Raw genomic sequence first — 23,038 nt, forward strand, 5'->3', positions numbered from 1 at the left:
GGGGGCCGGCACTGCGCGGACGGCCGCCTCCCGGAGCCTGCGCCACGGGAAAACATCATGGCCTTCTTTCCCCTTCACCATCTCGCCGATGCCGCCAGCGAAGGACTGGCCATTCTGTATCAGGACAGGATCATCGAAGCCAACCGGCCTCTTCTTTCCTGCATCGGCACGGATCTCCAGAACATTCCCTCCCTCCGTGACATCCTTCCCGCCGCCCTCAAGGCCCCGCCGGACAACAGCTATCGCCCCGGCGTGCTCCTGACCCTGGAAGGACAGACTCTTCACATCCAGTTCCGGCTGACACCCCTTCGTCGAAATGACCGGGACTGTCTGGCCCTGGCCATCACCTTTCCGCCTTCCCTGTCAGGAGTGAACAGCACGCCCGTTCCGGAACACGTCACAGGCCTTTTCGGAAAGGAAGAGTTCCAGAAAAGTCTGGGAGCGTTCTTCGGAAACGGCGCAACCCGGCAGCCAGCGGGGATTCTCCTGCATGCCAACATCAACCGCTTCCACACCATCAGTGAGCGCTATGGCTCCCGGGTCGCCGATGGGGTTCTCGCCGCAATCGGACAGCGACTTCGGACATTCTTGACCGAGGACTGCATCATCGCACGGCTGGCAGGCGACGAATTCGGTATTTTCTGTCCTTTCCCTTACGAGCACCCGGCGCAGGCAACCCGCTGGGCACAGATCATCCGGGACATTTTCCACACGACCCTGTCGGTGGGCGGACGCAGGATCCATCTGACGGCCAGTATCGGCTGCTGCCTCATTCCCTTTGATACCTATCGCTTTGAAACGGCCTCCCACTATGCCGAACTGGCCCTGAACGAGGCACGCCGTCTCCAGTCTCCGGACTGGATCAGCTTCAATCCTGTCATGCAGGCCGATGTCCATCACCGTTCCGAACTGGAACATGACCTGCAACAGGCCCTCGAGACGAACCAGTTTTTCCTCGAGTTCCAGCCCCTGGTCTGCCTCAGGACCAACAGGGTTGAATGCGTCGAGGCCCTTCTGCGCTGGCAGCACCCGACACGGGGCGTGATTGCGCCCAGCGAGTTCATCCCGATCGCGGAGGAAAGCGGTCTCATTGTCCCGATCGGCCGCTGGGTCCTTCTCGAAGCCTGTGCTCAGGCAAGCAGACTGCCCGCGCATATCAGGATCGCCATCAACATATCCGCCATCCAGTTCCTGCATGATGACATATATGCCGCCGTCATCCAGACCCTGTTCCAGACAGGACTGGCAGCGGACCGGCTCGAACTCGAACTGACGGAAAGCATCTTTCTCGACGCCATCCAGCGCAATCTGGAGACCATGACCAAGATCCGCGCCCTTGGCGTCAAGATTGTCATGGACGATTTCGGGATCGGCTTCTCAAGCCTCAACTACCTGCGCAGCTTTCCCTTTGACCGGATCAAGATCGATCGATCCTTCATCCAGGACATGCTGAACAATCCACAGGCCCAGAGCATCGTCAGCGCCATCATGGCACTGGGTCATGCCATGTCGATGGAGGTGATTGCCGAAGGTGTTGAAACGGCCGCGCAACTCGACATGCTGCGGCATACATCCTGCACTACGGCACAGGGCTTCCTGATGGGACGCCCTGTGCCGCTCGCAAACCTGTCAGCCTATCCGGGAATGACCGATCCTCAGGGCGATCCCGAACAGACCAACGATGTCTCTTCCGGCCACCATTCCTGACACCGTCAGGATTTGCGCTCCTCGGCAAGACGTTCACGCCTGACGAGGCGACGGGTCTCCCGCAGCCTGCGATATTTCTCGACTGCGGTCAGAGACGCCTTGTCTTCCACGTCAGATGACACATTCTTCCGTGAGCCCGGACAAGCGCGAAACGAAGACCCTTCTGTTTTCCTGTAAGATGCCATCATCTTTCCATTCAGAACATTTGATACGAATTGTAACGTGCATCTTGCAGCCTGTCGAGCGTCTTCAAAAACCCCTTCCGGAATACTGAAACGCCCGATGTCGAAACAACCCCTGCCCGGCATCCCTCATATTTTCAGAACATTTTCAGTGACGATGAAGTCGAACAGACTGACAGGTCCGATAGGCACTCCCTCGACCTCCGCCGCCTTCGCAGCCTGCATGTCGGAAGGCTGGTCCCCGAACAGGACACAGCGGGCCGGATCCAGCTCCCAGCGCTTCAGAAGATCGACAATCATGCCGGGTCCGGGCTTGCGATCCTCGCTGACGCCCCGATACTGCTCGATTTCCGCTTCGGGATGCATCGGGCAGTATCGCCAGTCATCCACGGTGCCCCCCTCTTCACGAATGACGTCGATCACCCAGTCCATAAGCCGCAGAAGATCGTCCTCGGAATAGAATCCCCGGGCAATTCCGGACTGGTTGGTCACGATGAAAACGTGATACCCGCCGTCGGTGATCCGGGCGATGGCCTCGCGGACACCTGGCTCCCACTCAAACCGCTCGCGTGTTCCCACCCACCCGAAATCCCGGTTAATAACCCCGTCCCGGTCAAGAAAAACCGCCGGACGACGCAGGCTACGCGGCAGTTTCCTCCCTGCCATTTCAAGAGCCACGTCCGGATCGGCCACGTCCCCCACATCATGAAACTCTCCTGTCAGGGACAGGCCACGCAGCACTCCGCTGCGCGCCAGTATCGGCAACACATCCCGCTCCAGCGAACAGGTTTCAGTCAGGATTTCAAAGACCGACGCCTCGAACAGGCAGATCCCGGTACTCACCAGTCCTGCCTCTTCATATCTTCCACTGTCACGATGCAGCGAAATGATGGTGCCTTCCACTCCCTGCAAACATATCTCCGCCTGCTGACCCGCTTCCTCAACCGGGCGCAGCAGGAGCCAATGTCCCGTCGATGCAGCAGCCAGAAACCGGGCCAGATTACAGGAGAACAGCGCCTCCCCGCGGCACAGGAGAAACCGCTCGTGAAGATATTGCCGGGCATGATGGAGCGCGCCCCCCGTTCCACACCTGGAAGGCGCGTGACTTATGACAATCCTGGCAGATTTGGGCAGAAATGACCGGAGTTCCCCGATCGCGGATGTGACAGCCTGCGAACACCTTTCAGTCAGCAGAACAAACTCTTCGACGCCGAACCGCTGCATCTCCCGCATGACCCAAGCAAGAAACGGCCTGTCCCCACAGGGCATGAGCGACACGGGCAACGCCTGCGCAGCAGAATTTTCAAGCAGAATGACACACTGGCAAACCGTAACGCTGCGCACAACCGCACTCTCCGCGATCAATAATCCGCTCCATCATACCCGGGAGAACCAGCGTCCCAACCCCTCCCCTTGCTCATCCGCCGGGGCTTACCTACACTTTGCCACCAATACTGTTTGACAGACCGGCCTCGTCGTCGGCCGCCACAAAGCTAGTCCGGACACATGAACGCAGATTATACCATCTGGATCGACGTCGAAGACATCTTCCAGTATTTTGAAAACAACTCGCGACCAAGCGGAATCCAGCGGCTTGTCTACGAAATACTGCACGTTATCCGTCAGCAGGCGGCAACAAAGCCGGGGATCGGCAATATTGCCCTTATCCGCCGCGGGCTGGAGGGGACACAGCTTTTCTCCCCCGTCTCCTTCGATGATCTGGAAAACCTTTTTGCCGTTCGCGCCGACGAAAAAGTCGCGCATGACAGCCGCCCGGCACCCCGCTCGCGTCCCACGCCACGTGCGCTTGTCCGGCGACTGCGCCACACCGTCATCAGACGCATCGAGAGCCTGCCACCCGAACTGGCACGCCCGCTCCTGATCATTGCCGTCAACCAGTTGCGCGCCCTGCGTCTGCTGCGCGGCGTCGTGCAGAAGCGGTTCCACCGCAAATCCCCCTCCGCCACGTCCCCGGCGCAGACTGTCGTGCCGCCCCGGAACACTCCTCTGACCACCCTGCCAAAACCCGGCGATATCTTCCTGATCCTCGGCGCCGCATGGTCGGAACCGGGCTTCGGCGAAAGACTGGCCGGAATGCGCAAGGCCTATGGAATCCAGCCCGTCCTGCTGCTGTCCGATCTCATCCCCGCCATCCGGCCGGAATGGTGCGCGCTGTCCCTGATCCGGGATTTCAAGCACTGGCTGGATACGACCCTTCCCCAGTGTGGCCGCCTGCTGGCCATCAGCCATGCCACGGCGAAAACCATTGAGGACTATACGCGCAAGCACCGCCTGAAGCTGCTGGCCCCCGTCCAGACTGTTCCGATCGGCAGTGGCTTCGGACCGCCCCGCAAGATCGAAGGCGACCGCCCGAAAGGGCTTCCCGCCCCGGAGACCTACGTTCTCTTCGTCTCCACGATCGAGGCCCGCAAGAACCACATCCTGGCTTTCCGCATCTGGCGCCGCCTCGTCGCGGACCTGCCCCCCGAACAGGTCCCGACGCTCGTCTTCGCGGGCCGGGTCGGCTGGCTCGTCTCCGATCTCATGCAGCAGCTTGAAAACACCGAGTGGCTGCGCGGCAAGATCCGTCTCCTGCGCGATCCGTCGGATGACGAACTGGCGCATCTCTACGATGGCTGCATGTTCACGCTGTTCCCCTCGCTTTTCGAGGGCTGGGGTCTGCCAGTTACGGAAAGTCTCATGAACGGGCGCCCCTGCGTCGCCTCGAACGCAACATCCATTCCCGAAGCCGGCGGCCCGCTGTCACGCTATTTCGACCCAGAAAACATCGATGAGGCCTATCGCGTCGTCCGCGAGACGATCGAAGATCGCGAGGGCCTGAAAAAGTGGCAGGAAGAAGTCCGGACACAGTTCAGACCCACACCCTGGGAAAACACCGCCGATGCCATCCTCGACGCCTGTCACGCGGCCCATGTAGACGGGAGCGCAGCATGACTCTCTGGATAGACGTCGATGACCTGCTGTTTCACCTCGTCCATCATGGAAGGCCGAGCGGCATCCAGCGTGTCGTATTCGAAATCAGTGCGGCCCTGAGGGCCCTGCATGGACAGGACGTGCAGTTCGTCCGCCGTGGTCCGAACAAACACGATCCCCGCGATTTCCGGACCATCGACTGGACAGTCATCGACGGCCTGCTGCGACAGGTCATGAAAGGCAGCACCGCGAAAACCGGCAAAGCTGCGCCTCCCCTGTTTTCCGCCATGCAGCCCACTGACAGCATCTCCCCCCGTCAGACCCTCACCATGCTTCTGGGGATGGAGACCAAGGTTCTGGGCGGCCTGGCAGGCCTGTGGGCCGGCATGGGAAAACTGGCTGTCAGTGAAGCTCGGGGCATCCTCAGAAAGCGCCGCCAGAAGCCGATCCCGACGCAGCATGCCGAAGGAACGCCCCTGGCCAACGCCATCCAGCCCGGCGATGTCTTTCTGACGCTGGGCTCTCCCTGGCATCACACCCATTATGTGCACACCGTCCGATGGCTCCGGGACGAACTGCGCGTGTCCTTCGCACTGCTGATGCATGACCTCGTGCCCGTCCGCTGCCCCGAATGGTGCGATATCGGCATCATCACGACCTTCAGGGCCTGGCATCATGCCGTCCTTCCACTGGCGGACATGATCTTCGCCAACAGCAGGGCCACGGCCCAGGACGTCCAGTCCTATCTCGCGGAAGAAGGCATCGGCACGGACATCACCGTCCAGCACGTCCCCATGGGAACAGAGTTCGGACTGGCGGATACATCCGTGCCCCCCGAACCTCTGGTGAGAGAACCCTATGTGCTGTTCGTCTCTACCATCGAGGCCCGCAAGAACCACATGCTTCTCTTCCGCATCTGGCGCCAGCTCCTCGAGGACATGCCTGCGGAGAAGGTCCCGACCCTGATCTTTGCCGGACGCCCGGGCTGGCTTGTCTCCGATCTCATGCAGCAGCTCGAGAACACGCACTGGCTGGACGGCAAGATCCGCTTCATCCAGAACCCGTCCGATGCTGAACTGCGTCGCCTGTATGCCGATTGCAGCTTTAGCGTTTTCCCCTCCTTCTTCGAAGGCTGGGGCCTGCCGGTCACCGAAGGGCTGGCCATGGGCCGCCCCTGCATCGCCTCCAACACGACCTCCATCCCGGAGGCAGGAGGCTCGCTGGCGCGCTATTTCAATCCCCGCGACCTCAAGGACGCCTACACCCTCATCCGCCAGTCCATCGAGGACCCCGAAGGTCTGGCCGCATGGACCCGGAAAGTCCGGAGCGACTTCAAACCCGTTCCCTGGACGGACGGGGCAAAGGTCATCCTCGATACCGTCCTGCGCTGAACGCATCTCCACCCCTGCGCCTGAAACTTTCAGGCGCAGGGTTTTTCATGACCAGGGTCTTGAGTTGAAACCGCGGATCACGCACATGCAGGAGCCTCCGGTTCAGTGCGCGACGGGCCGTGCATGGCTTAATCGCCGACCACCCTCCTTTCCGGCATCCCAAGGAGCGTTCCCTTGAAAATCAACGGCATTTCCTATCGCAGCCTCTGGCGCCCTTCCGATGATAACCGCAGCATCCGGATCTTCGATCAGACCCGCTTTCCCTGGAATGTGGAGATTCTGGAACTCCGGGACGCTGGGGCCGTCGCGGAAGCCATTACCACCATGCAGGTCCGTGGAGCACCGCTGATCGGGGCCGTCGCGGCCTATGGCCTGGTTTTCGCGTTGCAGGACGATGCCTCCGACGAGGCGCTGGACAAGGCCGCAGCCTTTCTGGTCGCCACCCGTCCGACCGCCATCAACCTGCGCTGGGCCATCGAACGCATGGTCACGCGCCTCAGAGCCGTTTCTCCGGAAGAACGCGTGGCCGCAGGTTACGCCGAAGCCGATGCGATCTGCGACGAGGACGTGCAGACCAACGAAGCCATCGGCCGTCATGGACTGGAACTGATCCGCGACATCTGGGAGCGCAAGGGCCGTCAGGGACAGGTGAACCTGCTGACGCACTGCAATGCCGGCTGGATCGCAACCGTGGACTGGGGCACCGCGCTCGCCCCGATCTACATGGCCCATGACGAAGGCATCCCCGTGCATGTCTGGGTGGACGAAACACGCCCTCGCAACCAAGGGAGCCTTCTGACGGCATGGGAGCTTGGCAGCCATGGCGTGCCGCATACCGTGATCGCCGATAACGCCGGCGGCCACTACATGCAGGCCGGACGGGTGGACATGGTCATCGTGGGCACGGACCGCGTAACCGCACAGGGCGATGTCGCCAACAAGATCGGCACCTATCTCAAGGCCCTCGCGGCCCATGACAACAACGTGCCGTTCTGGGTGGCGCTGCCGTCCTCCACGATCGACTGGCGCGTGCGCGATGGCGTGACGGACATCCCGATCGAGGAACGCAGCGCTGACGAAGTGCTGTTCATGACCGGTCTCGACAGCAACGGGGAAGCCGGTCGCGTCCGGATCGCACCGCTAGGCAGCCCGGCGGCGCACCCCGCTTTCGACGTCACGCCCGCGCGGCTCGTGACAGGCCTCATCACCGAACGCGGCCGCTGTGATGCATCGGAGGCCGGGCTGCAATCCCTTTTCCCCGAGCAGAAGAAAACCCTCTGACGGGTGCCCTCCTTCCAGAACCGGGACTGCGCAATGCCCTCTCCTGTTCCGGTTTCCGGGGAACCACCTGCGGCCCTTCTTCCGCTATGGTTCCGCATCATACGGGGTTTCCTGACGGCCAACGCCATTGCCGGAATGGTCGTGAGCGTTTTTCTTCCCGGTATCGGGCTCGGCGCTGGCATGGCCCTGTCCAGCCCCGCCAACGAGCCGCTTTTCGGATGGTGCCTGCTTTTCTATCTCCTGTTTCTGCCGGTCATCTGCATCGTTACGGTCATCCTCCTCTTCAGGATGGCCCCCCTGTCTCTGACACGGATGATCATGAACACGCTGGTCTCGACAGTTCTGCTCGGCGTCTGGTTCCTTCCGGCGGGTGCGCCACTGCTTCAGAAAGCCTGTACGAAAATCATGGCAGCCCATGCGGCCAGCCATGCTCCACCGCGCGCCCGTCCTTGACGCCCCGGTCGTCTTGGCCCTTCATTCAGCACGGGAAACACATCCCCCAACGAGGATAACAGTGCCAGATTCGCATATTTTCAGGCGAGCAGCTGCTACGGCCGCCCTGCTCGCACTGGCTGCATGTTCCAGCCAGCAGAGTGTCCGCCCGTACCCGGCCCGCACGCCGAACGCCCAGTATGCGAACGGAACCACTGGCCCGGCTGGCTATGACAGCCACGTCCCGGATTTTGCCACCCGCAATTTCGAGCCGTTCAACCGGCAGGACGTCGCGGCCATCGCCCTGCGCGAATGGCGCATGTTCGGCTCCCCCGTTTCGGACGATGACCCCGAAGACCGCCCCGAACCCACCGACGCCGCGCTGAAGCCCGAACGCCTGCCCGGCCTGTGGCAGCGCGTCGGCGAATACTGGTGGATCGGGCAGGACCCGTATGAGACTGAAGTCGGCTGGACAGGCAAAACGGACGCCCAGGGCGCCCGCTTCGAGATCGAGCATGACGGACATTACGCCTGGTCCGCAGCCTTCATTTCCTATGTGATGCGCGTCGCCGGAGCCAATGAGCGCTTCCCCTACTCGCCCAATCACTCGACCTACATCAACGCCGCCGCCAGCGGACAGTCGAACGGCGTCAGCGCCCATGCTCCCGGCACCTATGCCCCGAAGATCGGCGATCTGATCTGCGTCGGCCGTGGTCGCAGCAAGACCATCACCTTCTCCATGCTGCCCACCAGCTACGGTTTTCCGGCCCATTGCGGCATCGTCTCGGCCACAAACCAGAACGCCCAGCCCTTCGGTCACGAGCTGAGCATCGTGGGCGGCAACGTGGACGATGCCGTGGCACTGACCCATGTTCCCACGGACGCCAACGGCATGATCGCCGACCCATCAGGCCACAGCTATGACAGCCGCTATCCCTGGTGCGCCGTGCTGGAAGTCCATTATGATGCGGATCAGGAACCCGACAGCGGCATGTGAGTGGACGGCAGGCCGCTGGCACGCCAGCCCTTGCCGGGGCCATGCTGGTCCTCGAATCCGTCCACGATGTTGCTGACATCCGCATAACCGGCATTTTCCGCCAGCAGAGCCGCATGATGCGAGCGCATCCCAGACCGGCACAGGAACAGCAGCGGCGTATTCTGGTCGGGAACAGCCTCGACCAGAGCCTCCACGAACTCCCGCTGCCGGTCCGGCTGCCAGGTCAGACACAGGAGCGGCGCCGTCATCGCCGCCGCGTCCGGCAACCCCACATGAACCCATTCCGGATGCGTCCGCACATCCACGAGAATGGGGCCGGGCACCTCTGAAGTCTCATTTTCAGGCTTTTTTTCAAGCATTTCCCATGCCTGTCTTGCAGTCAGGACCTTCATGCTCTTCCTCATCCTTCCAAAACGCGTTCTATAATTCACCCAGCACAGGCCAGCACAGGACTGAACGTATGACTGACATCTCACCGAACCGCCAAACCATTTCCCCGGCCCCCACGAACGGCTGGCAGACCGTCTCCCCGGGCATGACCGCTGCGATCGGAGGCACGCCCCTCATCCGCCTCAGACGCGCCTCCGAGGAAACGGGCTGCGACATCTACGGCAAGGCCGAGTTCATGAACCCGGGTGGCTCCGTGAAAGACAGGGCCGCCCTGGCCATCATCGAGGATGCCCTGAAAAGCGGCGCCCTGAAACCCGGCGGAACCGTCGTGGAAGGCACGGCGGGCAATACGGGAATCGGCCTCACGCTGGTCGCCCATGCCGTCGGCTGCAAGGCCGTGATCGTCGTGCCCGAAACACAGAGCCGTGAGAAGCTGGACTTCCTGCGCATGATCGGCGCGGATCTGCGCCTCGTGCCCGCCAAGCCGTATCGCGATCCCGGCAACTACGTCCACGTCTCGCGCCGTCTGGCCGAAGAGATCGGCGGATTCTGGGCCAACCAGTTCGACAACACCGCCAATCGCGAGGGCCACCGCGCCACCACGGCCCGCGAGATCTGGGAACAGACGGGCGGGAAGGTCGATGCCTTCACCTGCGCCTGCGGCACCGGCGGCACGCTGGCCGGCATCGCGCTCGGACTGCGCGATCAGGCACAGGCTGCGGGCAGGACGGCCCCGCGCATCGTTCTCGCCGATCCGGAAGGCTCCGCGCTCTATGGCTGGGTCAAGTCCAATGACCTCACCGCCTCCGGAAACTCCATTACCGAAGGGATTGGCCAAGGCCGCGTCACGGCCAATCTTGAAGGCTCGCACCCTGACGATGCCGAACGCATCCCCGATGCGGAAGCACTGGAGCAGATTTTCTCCCTGACATCGGAAGAAGGCCTCTCCGTCGGCGGCTCGTCCGGCATCAACGTGGCTTCGGCCATCCGGACCGCACGCAGGCTCGGCCCCGGACATACGATTGTTACAATCCTGTGCGACGGTGGGGCCCGATATCAGTCCAAGCTGTTCAACCCGGAGTTCCTGCGTGCGAAAAACCTGCCTGTTCCGCCCTGGCTGGCATAACATCGCTCCCATCCCAACCCTGTCCGGAAACGCCGTTTTCCGGACAGGTGGCATGAGCACTCCGAACGCGGTCACAGCATTCCCGAAAGGCCTCTGGTCATGAGCACGGAAACACTGCCCCATCTTCTGGTCGTGGATGATGACCGCGAGATCCGGGAACTGCTGAGCCAGTTCCTCGAACGCAACCATTTCCGCGTCACAGCCGCCCGTGACGCCCGCGAGGCGCGCAAGGCCTGGGCCAACGGGCATTACCAGCTCGTGGTGCTGGACCTGATGCTGCCCGGCGAGAGCGGCCTTGAAGTCGCACGCTGGCTGCGCTCGCAGGACAACGTCCCCATCATCATGCTCACCGCCATGAGCGACGAGACGGACCGGATCATCGGCCTCGAATTCGGCGCGGACGATTATGTCGCCAAGCCGTTCAATCCTCGCGAACTGCTCGCCCGCATCCGCGCCGTGCTGCGCCGGACGGTCGATGTCGAAGACAAGCGTCAGGCCGCCGACACCCGCAAGATCCATTTCGCCGGCTGGTGCCTCGATCCCGTACGTCGCCGTCTGCTGAACCCGGACGGGGCGGAGGTCTCCCTCACCGGCGGCGAATACGACCTGCTCATGGCACTGCTCGAACGCGCCAACCGCGTCCTGACACGCGACATGCTGCTGGAACTGCTGCGGGGCCGTCAGGCCGGGCCGTTCGACCGCGCGATCGACGTGGCCATCAGCCGCCTGCGCCGCAAGCTCGAGGATGACGGTCGCAACGCGCAGGTCATCAAGACGGTCCGCGGTGGCGGCTATGTCCTCGCGGCAGAGGTCGAGCGTCTCTGATCCCGATGCACATCCTTCCACGCTCTCTCGTCACCCGGACCAGCCTCCTGCTGATCGTGGGTCTTGCGGTCGTGGAAGCAGCGGGACTTGCGATCCATGCGCTCGACCGCTTCGATCTGGAAGAACGCAGCCAGGTCCACGAAGAACAGGTGCAGGTCTTTTCCATCTACCGCACGGTGGCGGAAGCCAAACCCGCCGACCGTCCCGATGCGATCGACGACCTGCACGTCCCTTCCAACGTCACCGTCCTGCTGCTCAAGGAGCCGGATCCGCTGATCGAAGGGCATGAAATCCCCTTCCCGGCGATTGCGCCGCCTCCCTTCATGCACCGTCTGCACGACGATGCGCCGGGCCACGAAGGCTTCCCTCCCCCCATGCCCGGACAGGATATGCCGCATCCCGGTCCGGGCATGGGTGAACCGGGGATGGGCGGCCCCGGGTTCCCGGGACCCGGCATGGGACCGCCACTGGGGCTGCCCGGACCTGAATTCCATCATCCGGACATGGATCACCTGCCCGGAGAGCCCCACTTCCCCGGCGCCATGCGGCGGCGTGACATGCCGCCCTTCATGCGCTGGGCGCTCCTGCCGTCCTCGCTCTATCCGCGCAAGGTCCTGATCGGGCAGAAAATGCGCACCCATTCGACCTCGATCCTCCTGCCGGACCGGGATTGCTGGGTCGTGGTCCGCTTCGTCACTCCCCTGCCCAATCCGTTCGGTTCCCCGACCTTCATGATCGCCTTTCTCATCATGTCGATCGCCGGAAGCGCGCTGATCGTCTGGGCCACGCAGCGGCTGATCGCGCCCGTCACGACGCTGGCCAACGCCGCCGAAGCGCTGGGTCGCGACGTCAACACGGCAGCCCTGCCAGAAAACGGCCCGTCCGAAATCCGCCGCGCCGCCATCGCCTTCAACACGATGGCCATGCGCATCCGCCGCTTCGTGACGGACCGCACACTCATGCTGACCGCCATCGGCCACGACCTGCGTACCCCCATCACGCGCCTCAAGCTCCGTGCCGAATTCATCGACGACGACGAACTGCGCAACAAGGTCCTGGCCGATCTGGACGAAATGGAAGCCATGGTCGCCGCCACACTGGCCTTCGGACGCGACAGCGCTTCGGCCGAACCCATCGTCTCGCTCGACCTGCGCGCCCTGCTCCAGACCATCATGGACGAGGCGGCGGAAAGCCTGCCGGACAAGGCCGATGATTTGTTCTACGAGCCGCCCAATGTTCCGGTCCGCATCAAGGCCCGTTCGGTCGCGCTCAAACGCGCCCTGAACAACCTGATCCTCAACGCCCTGAAATACGGTGGCAGCGCGCATGTCACGCTCATCCCCGCCACCAATCCGGGCGAGAAGGGCAATGCGGTCAAGATCCTGATCGAGGATAATGGTCCGGGCCTGCCCGAAAGCGAACTGGACCGGGTGTTCGAGCCTTTCGTCCGCATCGAGAGCAGCCGCAACCGCGAAACCGGCGGAAGCGGGCTGGGCCTGTCCATTGCCCGCACCATCCTGCACGGTCAGGGCGGCAATGTCCGCCTCGAAAACCGGCCCAGCGGCGGCCTGCGCGTCATCGTCACGCTGGCCCCGTAATTCTGGTCCGAACGGCCCCGCATCTTGATCAATGGTGCCGGGCCTTCCATGCTGGGGGCTTCCCCCATTTTCTGATCAGGTCTTTCTCATGAAACAGCGTGAACTTGGCCGCACCGGCATTGCCGTCAGCGAAATCTGCCTCGGCACCATGACCTTCGGTCAGCAGAACACCGAAGCCGAAGGTCACGCCCAGCTCGACATGGCGCTCGACCATGGCATCAACTTCATCGACACGGCCGAACTCTATTCCATCCCACCCCGCGCCGAGACGCAGGGTTCAACCGAAACCATCATCGGAAGCTGGCTGAAAGCCCGCGGCGGCCGTGACCGCGTCGTCATCGCCAGCAAGGTCGTCGGCCGGACTGCCATGCCGTGGTTCCGCCCCGATGGCGAAGAAGCCCGCCTGACGCCGCGCCAGATCCGCTACGCCCTCGAAGGCTCCCTCCGACGCCTCGGCACCGATTACATCGATCTCTACCAGCTCCACTGGCCCGACCGGAAAATCGGCCTGTTCGGCGAAGGCGGCACGACCTTCCGCGATCTGCCCGAAGAAACCTCCGTTCCCATCGAGGACACGCTCGGCGTGCTCAGCGATCTCGTAAACGAGGGGAAGATCCGCCATGTCGGCCTCTCCAACGAAACCGCCTGGGGTGTCTCGAAGTTTCTGGAAGCCTCCCGCACCGGCCTGCCCCGCGTGGCCTCCATCCAGAACGCCTACAACCTCATCAACCGGACGTTCGAGATCGGGCTGGCGGAAATGGCGCTTCAGGAGAAGGTCGGGCTATTGGCCTACTCCCCGCTGGCTCAGGGTTACCTCACCGGAAAATACTTGAACGGCGCCCGTCCCGCCGGCACCCGCACCACGCTGTTCAACCGTGGCCAGCGCTACCAGAAGCCCGGCGTTGATGAGGCCATCACGGCCTATCTCGATCTGGCCCGCGAGGAAGGGATCGACCCCGTCCAGCTCGCCATCGCTTTCGTCACATCCCGCCCCTTCGTGACATCCAACATCATCGGCGCCACCAGCCTCGAGCAGCTCCGCACCATTCTCGGCGCGGAAAACGTGACCATCACGCCCGAACTGGAAGAGAAGATCAACGCCATCCATCAGGTCCACTCCAACCCGGCTCCCTGAGGACAGATCGTCTGACGCCTCCCTCCGAGGGCGCGACCCAAATGAGTATCATTTTCTTTGTATTGCGGTACCGAATGATACAGGCTTGAGTCGCGTCACAACTCTGTAGGAGGCCTCACGCGCCGGATCGTCTTCTTTCCGGCTCTTGCCTCCTGTCACGAGGACATGCTCACGGACCAGAACATGACCGTATGCGAGAAGGCTGACGATATCATCCATTTCATGCCCCTGCAGGAAACCTACCCTGCCCAACCAGTTCAGGATTTCTCCTGACAGGGAGAACGACGGGACCCGGATGACCTTTCCGCTCCCGCAGCCTTCCACGCAGCGGAATATCCATCAGGTCACGTGGCAGGTTCCCGATTCACATCTGGGATATTCACTCAGGCCGCACGTCAACGATCAGAGTCGGATCAGTCGCGCGGCAAAGAACCCGTCCATGCCACCGAGTTCACTCCACAGACCCGGATGGGTGCGGAACATCCCGTCCCAGGTCCGCGCGACGGACATATCCGCCAGTTCGGCTTCGGAGAACGGATCGAACTTCCAGCCGCCGCGCGTAATAGCCGCCTTGATCCGCTCTGGACCTTCCTCGTCCTGCAGCGAACACACGGCATAAAGCAGCACGCCGCCCGGTTTGAGCATCTCGTGTGCCGCGTCGATCAGCGCATCCTGACCTTCCGCCAAGGCCGTCACATCGCGCGGGCGCTTGATCCACAGCACATCTGGATGACGGCGCAGCGTGCCTGTTGCAGAACACGGCGCGTCAAGCAGAACCATGTCTACCGGCGCGTCCGGACGCCATGTTGCGGCATCCGCCACAACCGTCTTTGCCGACAGCTTCAGACGCGCGATGTTTTCCTCAAGCCGCTTCGCCCGCGCTTCCTCACGCTCGACCGCCACGACATGCGCGCCCGCTGTCGCAAGCTGCGCCGTCTTGCCGCCCGGCGCAGCACAGAGATCCACGACGGTCTTGCCCGCTACGTCTCCCATGAGCTTCACCGGCATCGTCGCCGCCACGTCCTGCGCCCAGAACGCCCCGTCCTCGAAACCTTCCAGCGTCGTGATCCGCGTCCCGGCCGGATAGCGCACGGAGCCGGTCGGCAACACTTCGCCACCCTCTGGCGCAACTGCCCCTGGACGCAGGGTCAGATCCAGCGGCGCTTCACGATGCAGGCCACGCGAAATCGCCCGTGCCCGCTTGCCCCACGCACTCCACAGCCAGGGCGGCACATCCAGCCGATCCTCGTCCAGACCGTCCAGCAGGTCGTGCCCTTCCCGCGACACGCGCCGCAGCACCGCATTGGCCAGCCCCGCGAACGGTGCAAGACCACGGCGACGCAGCAGATCCACGATCGTGCCCACCGCCGCATGAGGCGGCGTTTCCAGATGCAGCAACTGCGCCACCCCCATCAGCAGCGCACAGCGCACCGGCTCGGGCGGCTCGCGGCGCAGCAGCGGCTGAAGCAGTTCGGTCATGCTGCCCAGATGACGCAGCGTGGTCGCAGCCAGCCGATGCGCGGACGCACGATCGCGCGGATCCAGTCCTTGTCCGGCACGGTCCAGCGTCGTTTCCAGCATCCGGCGATGCTCGACCACGCCACAGACGATATCGAACGCAAGGTCGCGCGTCGGGTCCGGCGCAGGCCGGCGCTGCTGCGTCCGCCCGTGGGAAGAACCCCGGGACGGACGTGAACCGCCATTCCGGTTTCCGGAAGCCGGATTACGGGGCGACTTGTGGGAAGTTTTCTCGGTCATGACTGGTTATCGGTCTCTCGCATCCTGCCGAAATCGCATCTTGCGGCCACGGACGCAATGGAGTCTTCTCCAGACATGTCCGATCTTATTGCCCAGAACCTTATCAGCGGGAACCTCGCCGCCATCCGCAACCGCATCGCCCTGGCCTGCGAAAAGGCCGGACGTGCAGAGGCGGACGTCTCCCTCGTCGCCGTCAGCAAGTTCCACCCGATCGAGAGTGTCGAAGCCGCCCTGAAAGCCGGCCAGCGCCTGTTCGGCGAAAACCGCGTGCAGGAAGCGGCCTCCAAGTTTCCGCAACTCCGCAAGAGCTTCCCCGACCTGCGGCTGCACATCATCGGCGGCCTTCAGACCAACAAGGCCACCGAAGCCTGCGAAATCGCCGACATGATCGAAAGCCTCGACCGCCCCGCCCTGTCCGATGCCCTCGAAAAAGCCGCACAGAAAGCCGGCCGCCTCCCCGAGCTTCTCGTTCAGGTCAATACGGGCGACGAACCGCAGAAATCCGGCGTTCCGCGCGAAGAAGCCGACGCCTTCATCGAAGCCTCGCTCGAAAGGTTCGGCCCCAAGATCCGCGGCCTGATGTGCATCCCCCCCGAAAGCGAGGACCCTACACCCCATTTCCGGCTTCTGCGCCAGATAAGCCAGCGTCACAGCCTGCCTGTGCTGTCGATGGGCATGTCCGCGGATTTTGAAACCGCCATTGCCGAAAATGCGACCCTCGTCCGGGTCGGAACCGCCATTTTCGGAAGCCGCCCCGCGCCACAATCCTGACACGCGGCTTGCGTCCACCGCAGAAATCTTGTCATGAGGGACAGTTGCCCTGATGCGGAGCCGCGCTTGAAGAGCGTTGTGACAGTAGACAGCGGCACTCTATTGACGCCCGTAAATGGAACCAGCAATGCCTGAACATGACGGTGACCACGCCTCCAGCAACCTGCCTCACGGCGTGGGGATTCCCAACGACTCCGGTGAAATCGTCCAGACGATCGAACAGGCCCGCTCGGAAGGGCATACCCACGAAATCGGCGGCGAAGAGGATGGCTCCAGCCATCACCGTCCCGCCGGCATGGGCGCACTGCTCGCGGTTCTGGGCGTGGTCTACGGCGATATCGGCACAAGCCCGCTCTACGCGCTGCAATCCTCGGTCAGCATCGTCAGTTCCCCCAAGGCCCCCGCCCAGCCCTGGGAAATCATGGGCCTTGCGAGCCTGACCTTCTGGGCGCTGATGCTCATCGTCACCATCAAGTACGTCATCCTCATCATGCGGGCCGACCATGATGGCGAGGGTGGCATCATCGCGCTCATGTCGCTGGCCCAGCGCGTCTGCAAGTCGCAGCATTTCCGATGGCTGTTCGGCCTCGTCGGCATTGCGGGCACCTGCCTGTTCTTCGGCGACAGCATCATCACCCCTGCCATTTCGGTGCTCTCGGCCGTTGAAGGCATCGAAACATCCGTTCCCTCCGCCAGCCACATCATCATCCCACTGGCGATGGTCGTGCTGGTCGGACTGTTCTCTGTTCAGGTGCTGGGGACGGGCAGGATCGGCAAGGCATTCGGGCCAATCATGGTGTGCTGGTTTGCTGTCCTCGCCATCCTCGGCGTCAAGGGCATCTTCCTTTACCCGCACATCCTGCTCGCCCTGTCCCCGACCTTCGCGCTCGAATTCATCATCATGCACGGCTACCTGTCGTTCATCGCACTGGGTTCGGTCGTCCTCTCCGTCACGGGTGCGGAAGCGCTTTACGCCGACATGGGCCATTTCGGACGCGCGCCCATCCGCAAGGCGTGGCTGTTCTTCGTCCTGCCCTCCCTGACGCTGAACTATTTCGGACAGGCTGCCCTGCTGATCCACGATCCGCACGCCCTGTCCAACCCGTTCTACCTGCTGGTGCCGCACTGGGCGCAGATCCCGATGCTGATCCTCGCGACCTTCGCGACCGTCATCGCCTCGCAGGCCGGCATCTCGGGCAGCTTCTCCCTGTGCCGCCAGCTCATCCAGCTCGGCTACCTGCCCCGCACCCGCATCGTACACACCAATGCGTCAGAGGAAGCGCAGATCTACCTGCCCTCCCTTAACTGGATTCTGGCGTTCGGCGCGCTGGTGCTGGTTATGGCCTTCCGCTCCTCCTCCGCACTGGCCGCGGCCTATGGCATCGCCGTGACCGGCACATTCCTGTGCACCTGCGTTCTGGCCATGGTGGTGTTCCGCCGCGTCTTCGGCTGGAAGTCCGCTACGGTCGGCATCGTCTTCGGCTTCTTCTTCATCGTGGACAGCATCTTCTTCTCGGCGAACGTGCTCAAGATCCCCGATGGCGGCTGGGTTCCGCTGGCGATCGGCATCATCAGCACCATCATCATGACCACCTGGAAGCGCGGCCGCAGCCTCATCGCGGCCCGCCAGCAGGCAGATTCCATGCCGATGGGCTCTTTCCTCGCCCGCCTGCCGCAGTCCCGTACGATCCGGGTGCCCGGTCTGGCAGTCTTCCTGACCGCCAATCCCGACATCGTACCAAACTCGCTGCTGCATAACCTCAAGCACAACAAGGTCCTGCACGACCACATCATGTTCGTGACGGTCGAAAACCTGGACAAGCCGGAAGCCGAGCGCGGCCACCGCGCCATCGTTCAGGAACTGGCCCCCAACATCCACCGCGTCATCGTCCGCTACGGCTTCATGGAGATGCCCAATCTTCCCCGCGCCCTGCTGGAGCTGAACGCACTCGGCGTGGCGTTCGACGCCATCCAGGCATCCTATTTCACGTCGCACGAACTCGTCGTGCGTTCGCGCGTGCCGAAGATGCAGCTCTGGCGGATGTGGATCTTCCTGCTCCTCCTGCGCAATGCCGCCTCCACAACAGAGTTCCTGCGCATCCCGCCTGACCGCGTGGTGGAGTTCGGTGTCCGGATCGCCATTTGACAACCGCATCTCAACCCGGGCCCCTCTCCCTCTACATCCACTGGCCGTTCTGTCTGGCGAAGTGCCCCTACTGCGATTTCAATTCCCATGTCCGGGAAGTGATCCCGCAGCAGCGCTTCGCCCAAGCCCTGCGCCGTGAACTGGCCCATGACGCCGCCCGCCTGACCCGCGACGGCGTCAAACGCCCCCTGCGCTCGATCTTCTTCGGCGGTGGCACGCCCTCCCTCATGGCACCCGAAACGGTCGCCGCCCTGATCGAGGACGCGCATCGCCTGTTCGATGCGGAAGACGACCTCGAAATCACGCTCGAAGCCAATCCCACCAGCGTCGAGGCCGGAAAATTCGCGGCGTTCCGTCAGGCGGGCGTTAACCGCGTGTCGCTCGGCGTGCAGAGCCTGCGGGACGATGCGCTGCACAAGCTCGGCCGCGAACACTCCGCCACCCAGGCCATCCGCGCACTCGAAACCGCACGGACACTTTTCCCGCGCATTTCCTTCGACCTGATCTACGCCCGTCCGGACCAGAGCGACGCCGACTGGACGGACGAACTCACCACCGCGCTCGACCTCGTTGCCGATCACCTGTCGCTGTATCAACTCACCATCGAACCCGGCACGAAGTTCGAAGCCATGCACCGCCGTGGCGAACTCACCCTCCCCGACGAAGACACAGCCGCCCGCCTCTATGACCTGACCGGCGAGATCGCCGCCCGTCACGGCCTCCTGCCCTATGAAGTCTCGAACTATGCCCGCCCCGGCGCGGAAAGCCGGCATAACCTGACCTACTGGCGCTATGCGGACTATATCGGCATCGGCCCCGGCGCTCATGGCCGCCTGATGCTGGATGGCGAACTTTACGCCACCCGCCGTCACCGTGCGCCCGAACCCTGGGCCGAGCGCGTGGAAAAAACAGGCTCCGGCAGCACGGAAGAAACCCTCCTCACCCCGGAAGAAAAAGGCCGCGAAGCCCTGCTGATGGGCCTGCGCCTGTCCGAAGGCATTAACGAGGCTGCCTTCGCAGTTCGCACGGGACGGGCACTCATGGACTGCGTGGACCCGGCCCTGCTCGAAGCCTGTATCGAGGAAAACTACCTTGAACGGAACAACGGCATCCTGCGCGCGACGGGCGAAGGACGGCTTCGGCTTGAAGCAATACTGGCGCGACTGGTCACTTGAAGGCATGATCCCGTCTTAATCCATCTGGAAGAGACCATGCGCCGATCCATTCTCTCTACCCTCCTGGCCGCCTGCACCGTTCTGGCCCCGCTTGCCGCAGCGAACGCTGCTCCCGCTCCGAATTACGTCGTGCTCGACAACGACTTCCTCGGCCCGGGCGGCTCCAACATCCAGTCCATCATCCCCCTGCTCAACCGCCCCGGAGTGACGCTGCTCGGCCTGACCTCCGTCATCGGCGATGACTGGGAAAATGCGGGCACGGCGCATGCCCTCCGCTTTCTGGAAATCGCCCGCCAGACACAGGTCCCCGTGGCTGACGGCGCCACCACGCCGCTGGTCAATACGGTGGCGGAAACCAAGCTGCGCGAACAGCAGTTCGGCGTCATTCCATGGAAGGGGGCGTGGGGCGGTCTCGGTTCCATCGCGCACGTTCCGGCCACACAGCCGCCCATCGGCAAGCTGCCGGAAGGCGCGCCGCATATCGCTGCCGATCCGCTCCCGGCCGCCATGTTCCTGATCCGCGAAGTTCACGCCCATCCACATCAGGTCACGATCATCGCCGCGGGCCCGCTGACGAACCTCGCCCTCGCCATCCGGATTGACCCGACTTTTGCCGAGACAGCCAAACAGCTCGTCTTCATGGGCGGTCTGCTGGATGCGAGCATGATGTCCGTCACCGGCAATGCCGACTTCGCGTCCGACTTCAACCTGATCATGGACCCGGAAGCGGCCCGGATTGCCCTGACGGCCCCATGGGCTGCCATCACCTGCGTCGGCAACGTCTCGAACGACATCATGATGACGCCCGAACTCGCAGACCGGATCGATACGAAGCACAACGCCGTCACGGACTATCTGAAAAAGTATCAGGCGCCCCTGCCGCTGTGGGATGAACTGACCTCCGCCATCGCCGTTGATCCCACACTGATCACGAAATCCGTCACGGCGGTCATGGACGTCAACATCGAGCACGGGATGGATTACGGACACGCCCACATCTGGCCGGACTCCACGGCTCCGAAGGGCATAAAGCTGCGGAAGGTGAAGATCGTACAGTCCATCGACAAAGCACGCTTCATCAACGAGTTCGTCTCGCAGTCCCAGAACGCCCTGGGCACGCACTGAAAACTTGAAGGAGGGCAACCGACACACATGCTGAACATCATCAAGCTGGCCGTCGGCTGCCCAAGCCTCGAAGTCCTGCGCGAGCGGCTCAACCACTACCGCATCAACGGCCACGCCACCGTCCAGACCCGCACCATGCCCAAACGGGCGGAAGAAGTGCTGGATGGCGGCTCCCTGTACCGCGTCATGGACGGCATGATCCTGTGCCGCCAGCCGATCATCGGGCTGGAATCCTGCCAGCGTGCGGATGGGAGCACGGGCACGCTGATCGTCGTCTCCGACGACATCATCCCCGTCCAGCCCCGCCCCATGCGCCCGTTTCAGGGCTGGCGTTACCTTGATCCCAAGGATGCCCCCCCTGATCTGGGCACCAGCCACGGTCAGGACGGCATCGCCGAGCTTCCTCCCCAGCTCCGACGGGAACTGGCCGAACTCGCCCTGATCTGACCCTCCCAGAGCGACCTGCCACATTTTTGCTGCATTCCGGGAACGGTATGGAACATGAAACGTCATGCCCCTATTCCCGGGAGCCAGAAGATGTTCCCCTCCGCCCTGCCCTGACCGTCCCAGAGGCGCTCCGCGCGGGCCTGAACAGAAGGAGTGCCGCCTTGCCCCCCTTTCCCCGCCCTTCCCGAGCAGGCACGGCTGCCGTCACCCTGTCGGCGGCCCTTTCCATCGGTCTCGGCCTGACAGCGGCTGCTCCCGCCGCCCACGCCCAGACGACCGGCACCCAGCCCGCAGCGGTCTCCAGCGCCCCGCTCCTGCCCGGCAAAATCGTCTACGCCCAGCTCACGACGCCCGACCTCGCCAAAGCCAAGACATTCTATGGCAGTCTTCTGGGCTGGACCTTTCAGGACCGTCCCGTCTCCCGCGGCCATTACGCCGAAGCGCTCGTGAACGGCCATGTCGTCGCGGGACTTGTCGAGCGTCCCCTGCCCGATACCGACAATCCCCCCCGTCCCATCTGGCTTCCCTTCATTTCAGCGCCTGACGTCCCGGGTCTGGCAAAATCGTCCCGCCAGTGGGGCGCAAAAGTGCTGTTCCGCCCGACCCTCATTCAGGGCCGTGGCGAGCAGGCCATCATCGCCGATCCACAGGGGGCCCTGTTCGCCACCCTGCGCGCCCCGCAGGGCGATCCAAACGATACAGACGCCACCGCACAGGGCGATTGGATCTGGAACGCCCTCCTGACCTCCACCCCCTCCGCCAGCGCCGGCTTCTACCAGAAGCTCTTTGGCTATCAGGTCGAGGCCGCACCATCTCCCGACACCAACCAGCGCTACATTCTGGAATCCCAGTCCGTGGCGCGCGCGACCGTCAACCCACTCCCCCCGCGCCTGCCCCCCAATGCCCGCGCCCGCTGGCTCAGCTTCGTGCAGGTGGACAGTGTGGGCAGCGCCGCCGAAAAGGCCGTCCAACTCGGCGGCCACGTTCTGGTCGAGCCCCATCTCGATCACCAGAACAGCCTGATCGCCGTCCTCGCCGACCCGGCGGGTGCCGCTTTCGGCGTCATGGAATGGCATGATCCCATCGCGGCAGGAGACGCGAAATGACCCGTCGGACAACGAAGACCTTCGCCCGCATCGGCGGCGCGCTCTGCCTGCTAGGCATGCTGTCCGGCTGCGTCGGCTATGACGGATACGGGTATGATGGTTACGGCGGCTATGGCGGCGGTGGCTATTACAGTGGTTACAACAGCGGCTGGAGCGGTGGATGGGGCTCCGGCTGGGGGCCAGGTTATGGTGTCGGCCCCTATCGCGGACGGGGCCCCGGAGGTCGGGGACCCGGTGGTCCGGGTCATGGTCCCGGCGGTCACGGTCCGGGCGGGCATGGCCCCGGGGGCATGGGTGGCGGCGGCCATGGCGGCCCCGGTGGTGGACCCGGCGGCGGGGGGCACGGCGGTCCAGGCGGAGGTGGCCCGGGCGGCGGCGGGCACGGTGGTCCAGGCGGAGGTGGCCCCGGCGGAGGTCACGGTGGTGGTCATGGCGGCGGTGGACGCCGCTGACCCTTCCGGCCTATCCAGACATGAAAACGCCGGAGACGATTTCCCGTCTCCGGCAATCAG

General features: G+C 63.4%; 20 protein-coding genes. 17 read left to right on the forward strand and 3 right to left on the reverse strand.

The window, feature by feature from the left end:
* Nucleotides 1-57: 57 nt before the first annotated feature.
* A complete protein-coding gene (locus ABF859_RS12040; RefSeq protein ID WP_415528021.1) occupies nt 58-1,707 on the forward strand; it encodes a putative bifunctional diguanylate cyclase/phosphodiesterase in 1,650 nt (549 codons plus the stop codon).
* A 311-nt stretch (nt 1,708-2,018) separates the two neighbouring features.
* On the opposite strand, the gene ABF859_RS12045 is transcribed toward ABF859_RS12040, so the two are convergent.
* On the reverse strand, nt 2,019-3,158 hold the full coding sequence (locus tag ABF859_RS12045) for an HAD-IIIA family hydrolase (protein WP_415528044.1): 1,140 nt from the start codon (nt 3,156-3,158) through the stop codon (nt 2,019-2,021).
* Nucleotides 3,159-3,395: 237 nt separating this feature from the next.
* On the opposite strand from ABF859_RS12045, the gene ABF859_RS12050 reads away from it, so the two are divergent.
* The 5 genes from ABF859_RS12050 (at nt 3,396) to ABF859_RS12070 (ending at nt 8,924) form a co-directional block, all read left to right on the forward strand.
* Nucleotides 3,396-4,844, forward strand: a complete 1,449-nt coding sequence (locus ABF859_RS12050) for a glycosyltransferase family 4 protein (RefSeq protein ID WP_415528022.1) — start codon at nt 3,396-3,398, stop codon at nt 4,842-4,844.
* Nucleotides 4,841-6,214, forward strand: a complete 1,374-nt coding sequence (locus tag ABF859_RS12055) for a glycosyltransferase family 4 protein (protein WP_415528023.1) — start codon at nt 4,841-4,843, stop codon at nt 6,212-6,214. The genes ABF859_RS12050 and ABF859_RS12055 overlap by 4 nt, the downstream gene beginning before the upstream one ends.
* A gap of 174 nt (nt 6,215-6,388) precedes the next feature.
* Nucleotides 6,389-7,495, forward strand: coding sequence for an S-methyl-5-thioribose-1-phosphate isomerase (mtnA, locus tag ABF859_RS12060; protein ID WP_415528024.1), 1,107 nt, complete (start codon nt 6,389-6,391; stop codon nt 7,493-7,495).
* Between the two features lie 33 nt (nt 7,496-7,528).
* The gene (locus ABF859_RS12065; RefSeq protein ID WP_415528025.1) at nt 7,529-7,948 is read left to right on the forward strand and encodes a hypothetical protein; all 420 of its coding nucleotides are present in this window, start codon (nt 7,529-7,531) and stop codon (nt 7,946-7,948) included.
* Between the two features lie 55 nt (nt 7,949-8,003).
* Nucleotides 8,004-8,924: a DUF2272 domain-containing protein gene (locus ABF859_RS12070; RefSeq protein ID WP_415528045.1), complete on the forward strand. Its 921-nt coding sequence runs from the start codon at nt 8,004-8,006 to the stop codon at nt 8,922-8,924.
* On the opposite strand, the gene ABF859_RS12075 is transcribed toward ABF859_RS12070, so the two are convergent.
* A complete protein-coding gene (locus ABF859_RS12075) occupies nt 8,900-9,316 on the reverse strand; it encodes a rhodanese-like domain-containing protein (RefSeq protein WP_415528026.1) in 417 nt (138 codons plus the stop codon). The genes ABF859_RS12070 and ABF859_RS12075 overlap by 25 nt on opposite strands.
* Before the next feature lie 68 nt (nt 9,317-9,384).
* Between ABF859_RS12075 and ABF859_RS12080 the strand changes: the two genes are divergently transcribed.
* The 4 genes from ABF859_RS12080 to ABF859_RS12095 all read left to right on the forward strand — a co-directional run bounded on the left by ABF859_RS12080 (nt 9,385) and on the right by ABF859_RS12095 (nt 13,998).
* A complete protein-coding gene (locus ABF859_RS12080) occupies nt 9,385-10,440 on the forward strand; it encodes a cysteine synthase A (RefSeq protein ID WP_415528027.1) in 1,056 nt (351 codons plus the stop codon).
* A gap of 99 nt (nt 10,441-10,539) precedes the next feature.
* The gene (locus tag ABF859_RS12085) at nt 10,540-11,265 is read left to right on the forward strand and encodes a response regulator (RefSeq protein ID WP_041111923.1); all 726 of its coding nucleotides are present in this window, start codon (nt 10,540-10,542) and stop codon (nt 11,263-11,265) included.
* A 5-nt stretch (nt 11,266-11,270) separates the two neighbouring features.
* A complete protein-coding gene (locus tag ABF859_RS12090; protein ID WP_415528028.1) occupies nt 11,271-12,863 on the forward strand; it encodes an ATP-binding protein in 1,593 nt (530 codons plus the stop codon).
* An 88-nt stretch (nt 12,864-12,951) separates the two neighbouring features.
* A complete protein-coding gene (locus tag ABF859_RS12095) occupies nt 12,952-13,998 on the forward strand; it encodes an aldo/keto reductase (protein WP_415528029.1) in 1,047 nt (348 codons plus the stop codon).
* A 402-nt stretch (nt 13,999-14,400) separates the two neighbouring features.
* On the opposite strand, the gene ABF859_RS12100 is transcribed toward ABF859_RS12095, so the two are convergent.
* Complete coding sequence (locus ABF859_RS12100) at nt 14,401-15,756, reverse strand: RsmB/NOP family class I SAM-dependent RNA methyltransferase (RefSeq protein WP_415528030.1); 1,356 nt, start codon at nt 15,754-15,756, stop codon at nt 14,401-14,403.
* Nucleotides 15,757-15,831: 75 nt separating this feature from the next.
* Between ABF859_RS12100 and ABF859_RS12105 the strand changes: the two genes are divergently transcribed.
* The 7 genes from ABF859_RS12105 (at nt 15,832) to ABF859_RS12135 (ending at nt 22,978) form a co-directional block, all read left to right on the forward strand.
* Complete coding sequence (locus tag ABF859_RS12105; protein WP_415528031.1) at nt 15,832-16,527, forward strand: YggS family pyridoxal phosphate-dependent enzyme; 696 nt, start codon at nt 15,832-15,834, stop codon at nt 16,525-16,527.
* Between the two features lie 115 nt (nt 16,528-16,642).
* A complete protein-coding gene (locus tag ABF859_RS12110; RefSeq protein ID WP_415528032.1) occupies nt 16,643-18,673 on the forward strand; it encodes a potassium transporter Kup in 2,031 nt (676 codons plus the stop codon).
* Nucleotides 18,670-19,848: a radical SAM family heme chaperone HemW gene (gene hemW / locus ABF859_RS12115; protein ID WP_415528033.1), complete on the forward strand. Its 1,179-nt coding sequence runs from the start codon at nt 18,670-18,672 to the stop codon at nt 19,846-19,848. Before ABF859_RS12110 ends, hemW begins: the two co-directional genes overlap by 4 nt.
* A 36-nt stretch (nt 19,849-19,884) precedes the next feature.
* Complete coding sequence (locus ABF859_RS12120) at nt 19,885-20,973, forward strand: nucleoside hydrolase (protein WP_415528034.1); 1,089 nt, start codon at nt 19,885-19,887, stop codon at nt 20,971-20,973.
* A 27-nt stretch (nt 20,974-21,000) separates the two neighbouring features.
* Nucleotides 21,001-21,420, forward strand: coding sequence for a DUF1489 family protein (locus tag ABF859_RS12125; protein ID WP_415528035.1), 420 nt, complete (start codon nt 21,001-21,003; stop codon nt 21,418-21,420).
* A gap of 161 nt (nt 21,421-21,581) precedes the next feature.
* Nucleotides 21,582-22,526 (forward strand): VOC family protein, encoded by a 945-nt coding sequence (locus ABF859_RS12130; RefSeq protein ID WP_415528036.1) that lies wholly within the window; start codon nt 21,582-21,584, stop codon nt 22,524-22,526.
* Nucleotides 22,523-22,978 (forward strand): hypothetical protein, encoded by a 456-nt coding sequence (locus tag ABF859_RS12135; RefSeq protein ID WP_415528037.1) that lies wholly within the window; start codon nt 22,523-22,525, stop codon nt 22,976-22,978. Before ABF859_RS12130 ends, ABF859_RS12135 begins: the two co-directional genes overlap by 4 nt.
* Nucleotides 22,979-23,038 lie beyond the last annotated feature (60 nt).

Source organism: Gluconobacter sp., assembly GCF_047722525.1.
Classification (GTDB): Bacteria; Pseudomonadota; Alphaproteobacteria; order Acetobacterales; family Acetobacteraceae; genus Gluconobacter.

Coding starts and splice junctions, on each gene's coding strand:
- ABF859_RS12040 (WP_415528021.1), top strand. CDS start 58: ATGGCCTTCTTTCCCCTTCACCATCTCGCCGATGCCGCCAGCGAAGGA.
- ABF859_RS12045 (WP_415528044.1), bottom strand. CDS start 3,158: ATGCCCTGTGGGGACAGGCCGTTTCTTGCTTGGGTCATGCGGGAGATG.
- ABF859_RS12050 (WP_415528022.1), top strand. CDS start 3,396: ATGAACGCAGATTATACCATCTGGATCGACGTCGAAGACATCTTCCAG.
- ABF859_RS12055 (WP_415528023.1), top strand. CDS start 4,841: ATGACTCTCTGGATAGACGTCGATGACCTGCTGTTTCACCTCGTCCAT.
- ABF859_RS12065 (WP_415528025.1), top strand. CDS start 7,529: ATGCCCTCTCCTGTTCCGGTTTCCGGGGAACCACCTGCGGCCCTTCTT.
- ABF859_RS12075 (WP_415528026.1), bottom strand. CDS start 9,316: ATGAAGGTCCTGACTGCAAGACAGGCATGGGAAATGCTTGAAAAAAAG.
- ABF859_RS12080 (WP_415528027.1), top strand. CDS start 9,385: ATGACTGACATCTCACCGAACCGCCAAACCATTTCCCCGGCCCCCACG.
- ABF859_RS12085 (WP_041111923.1), top strand. CDS start 10,540: ATGAGCACGGAAACACTGCCCCATCTTCTGGTCGTGGATGATGACCGC.
- ABF859_RS12090 (WP_415528028.1), top strand. CDS start 11,271: ATGCACATCCTTCCACGCTCTCTCGTCACCCGGACCAGCCTCCTGCTG.
- ABF859_RS12095 (WP_415528029.1), top strand. CDS start 12,952: ATGAAACAGCGTGAACTTGGCCGCACCGGCATTGCCGTCAGCGAAATC.
- ABF859_RS12100 (WP_415528030.1), bottom strand. CDS start 15,756: ATGACCGAGAAAACTTCCCACAAGTCGCCCCGTAATCCGGCTTCCGGA.
- ABF859_RS12105 (WP_415528031.1), top strand. CDS start 15,832: ATGTCCGATCTTATTGCCCAGAACCTTATCAGCGGGAACCTCGCCGCC.
- ABF859_RS12110 (WP_415528032.1), top strand. CDS start 16,643: ATGGAACCAGCAATGCCTGAACATGACGGTGACCACGCCTCCAGCAAC.
- ABF859_RS12120 (WP_415528034.1), top strand. CDS start 19,885: ATGCGCCGATCCATTCTCTCTACCCTCCTGGCCGCCTGCACCGTTCTG.
- ABF859_RS12125 (WP_415528035.1), top strand. CDS start 21,001: ATGCTGAACATCATCAAGCTGGCCGTCGGCTGCCCAAGCCTCGAAGTC.
- ABF859_RS12135 (WP_415528037.1), top strand. CDS start 22,523: ATGACCCGTCGGACAACGAAGACCTTCGCCCGCATCGGCGGCGCGCTC.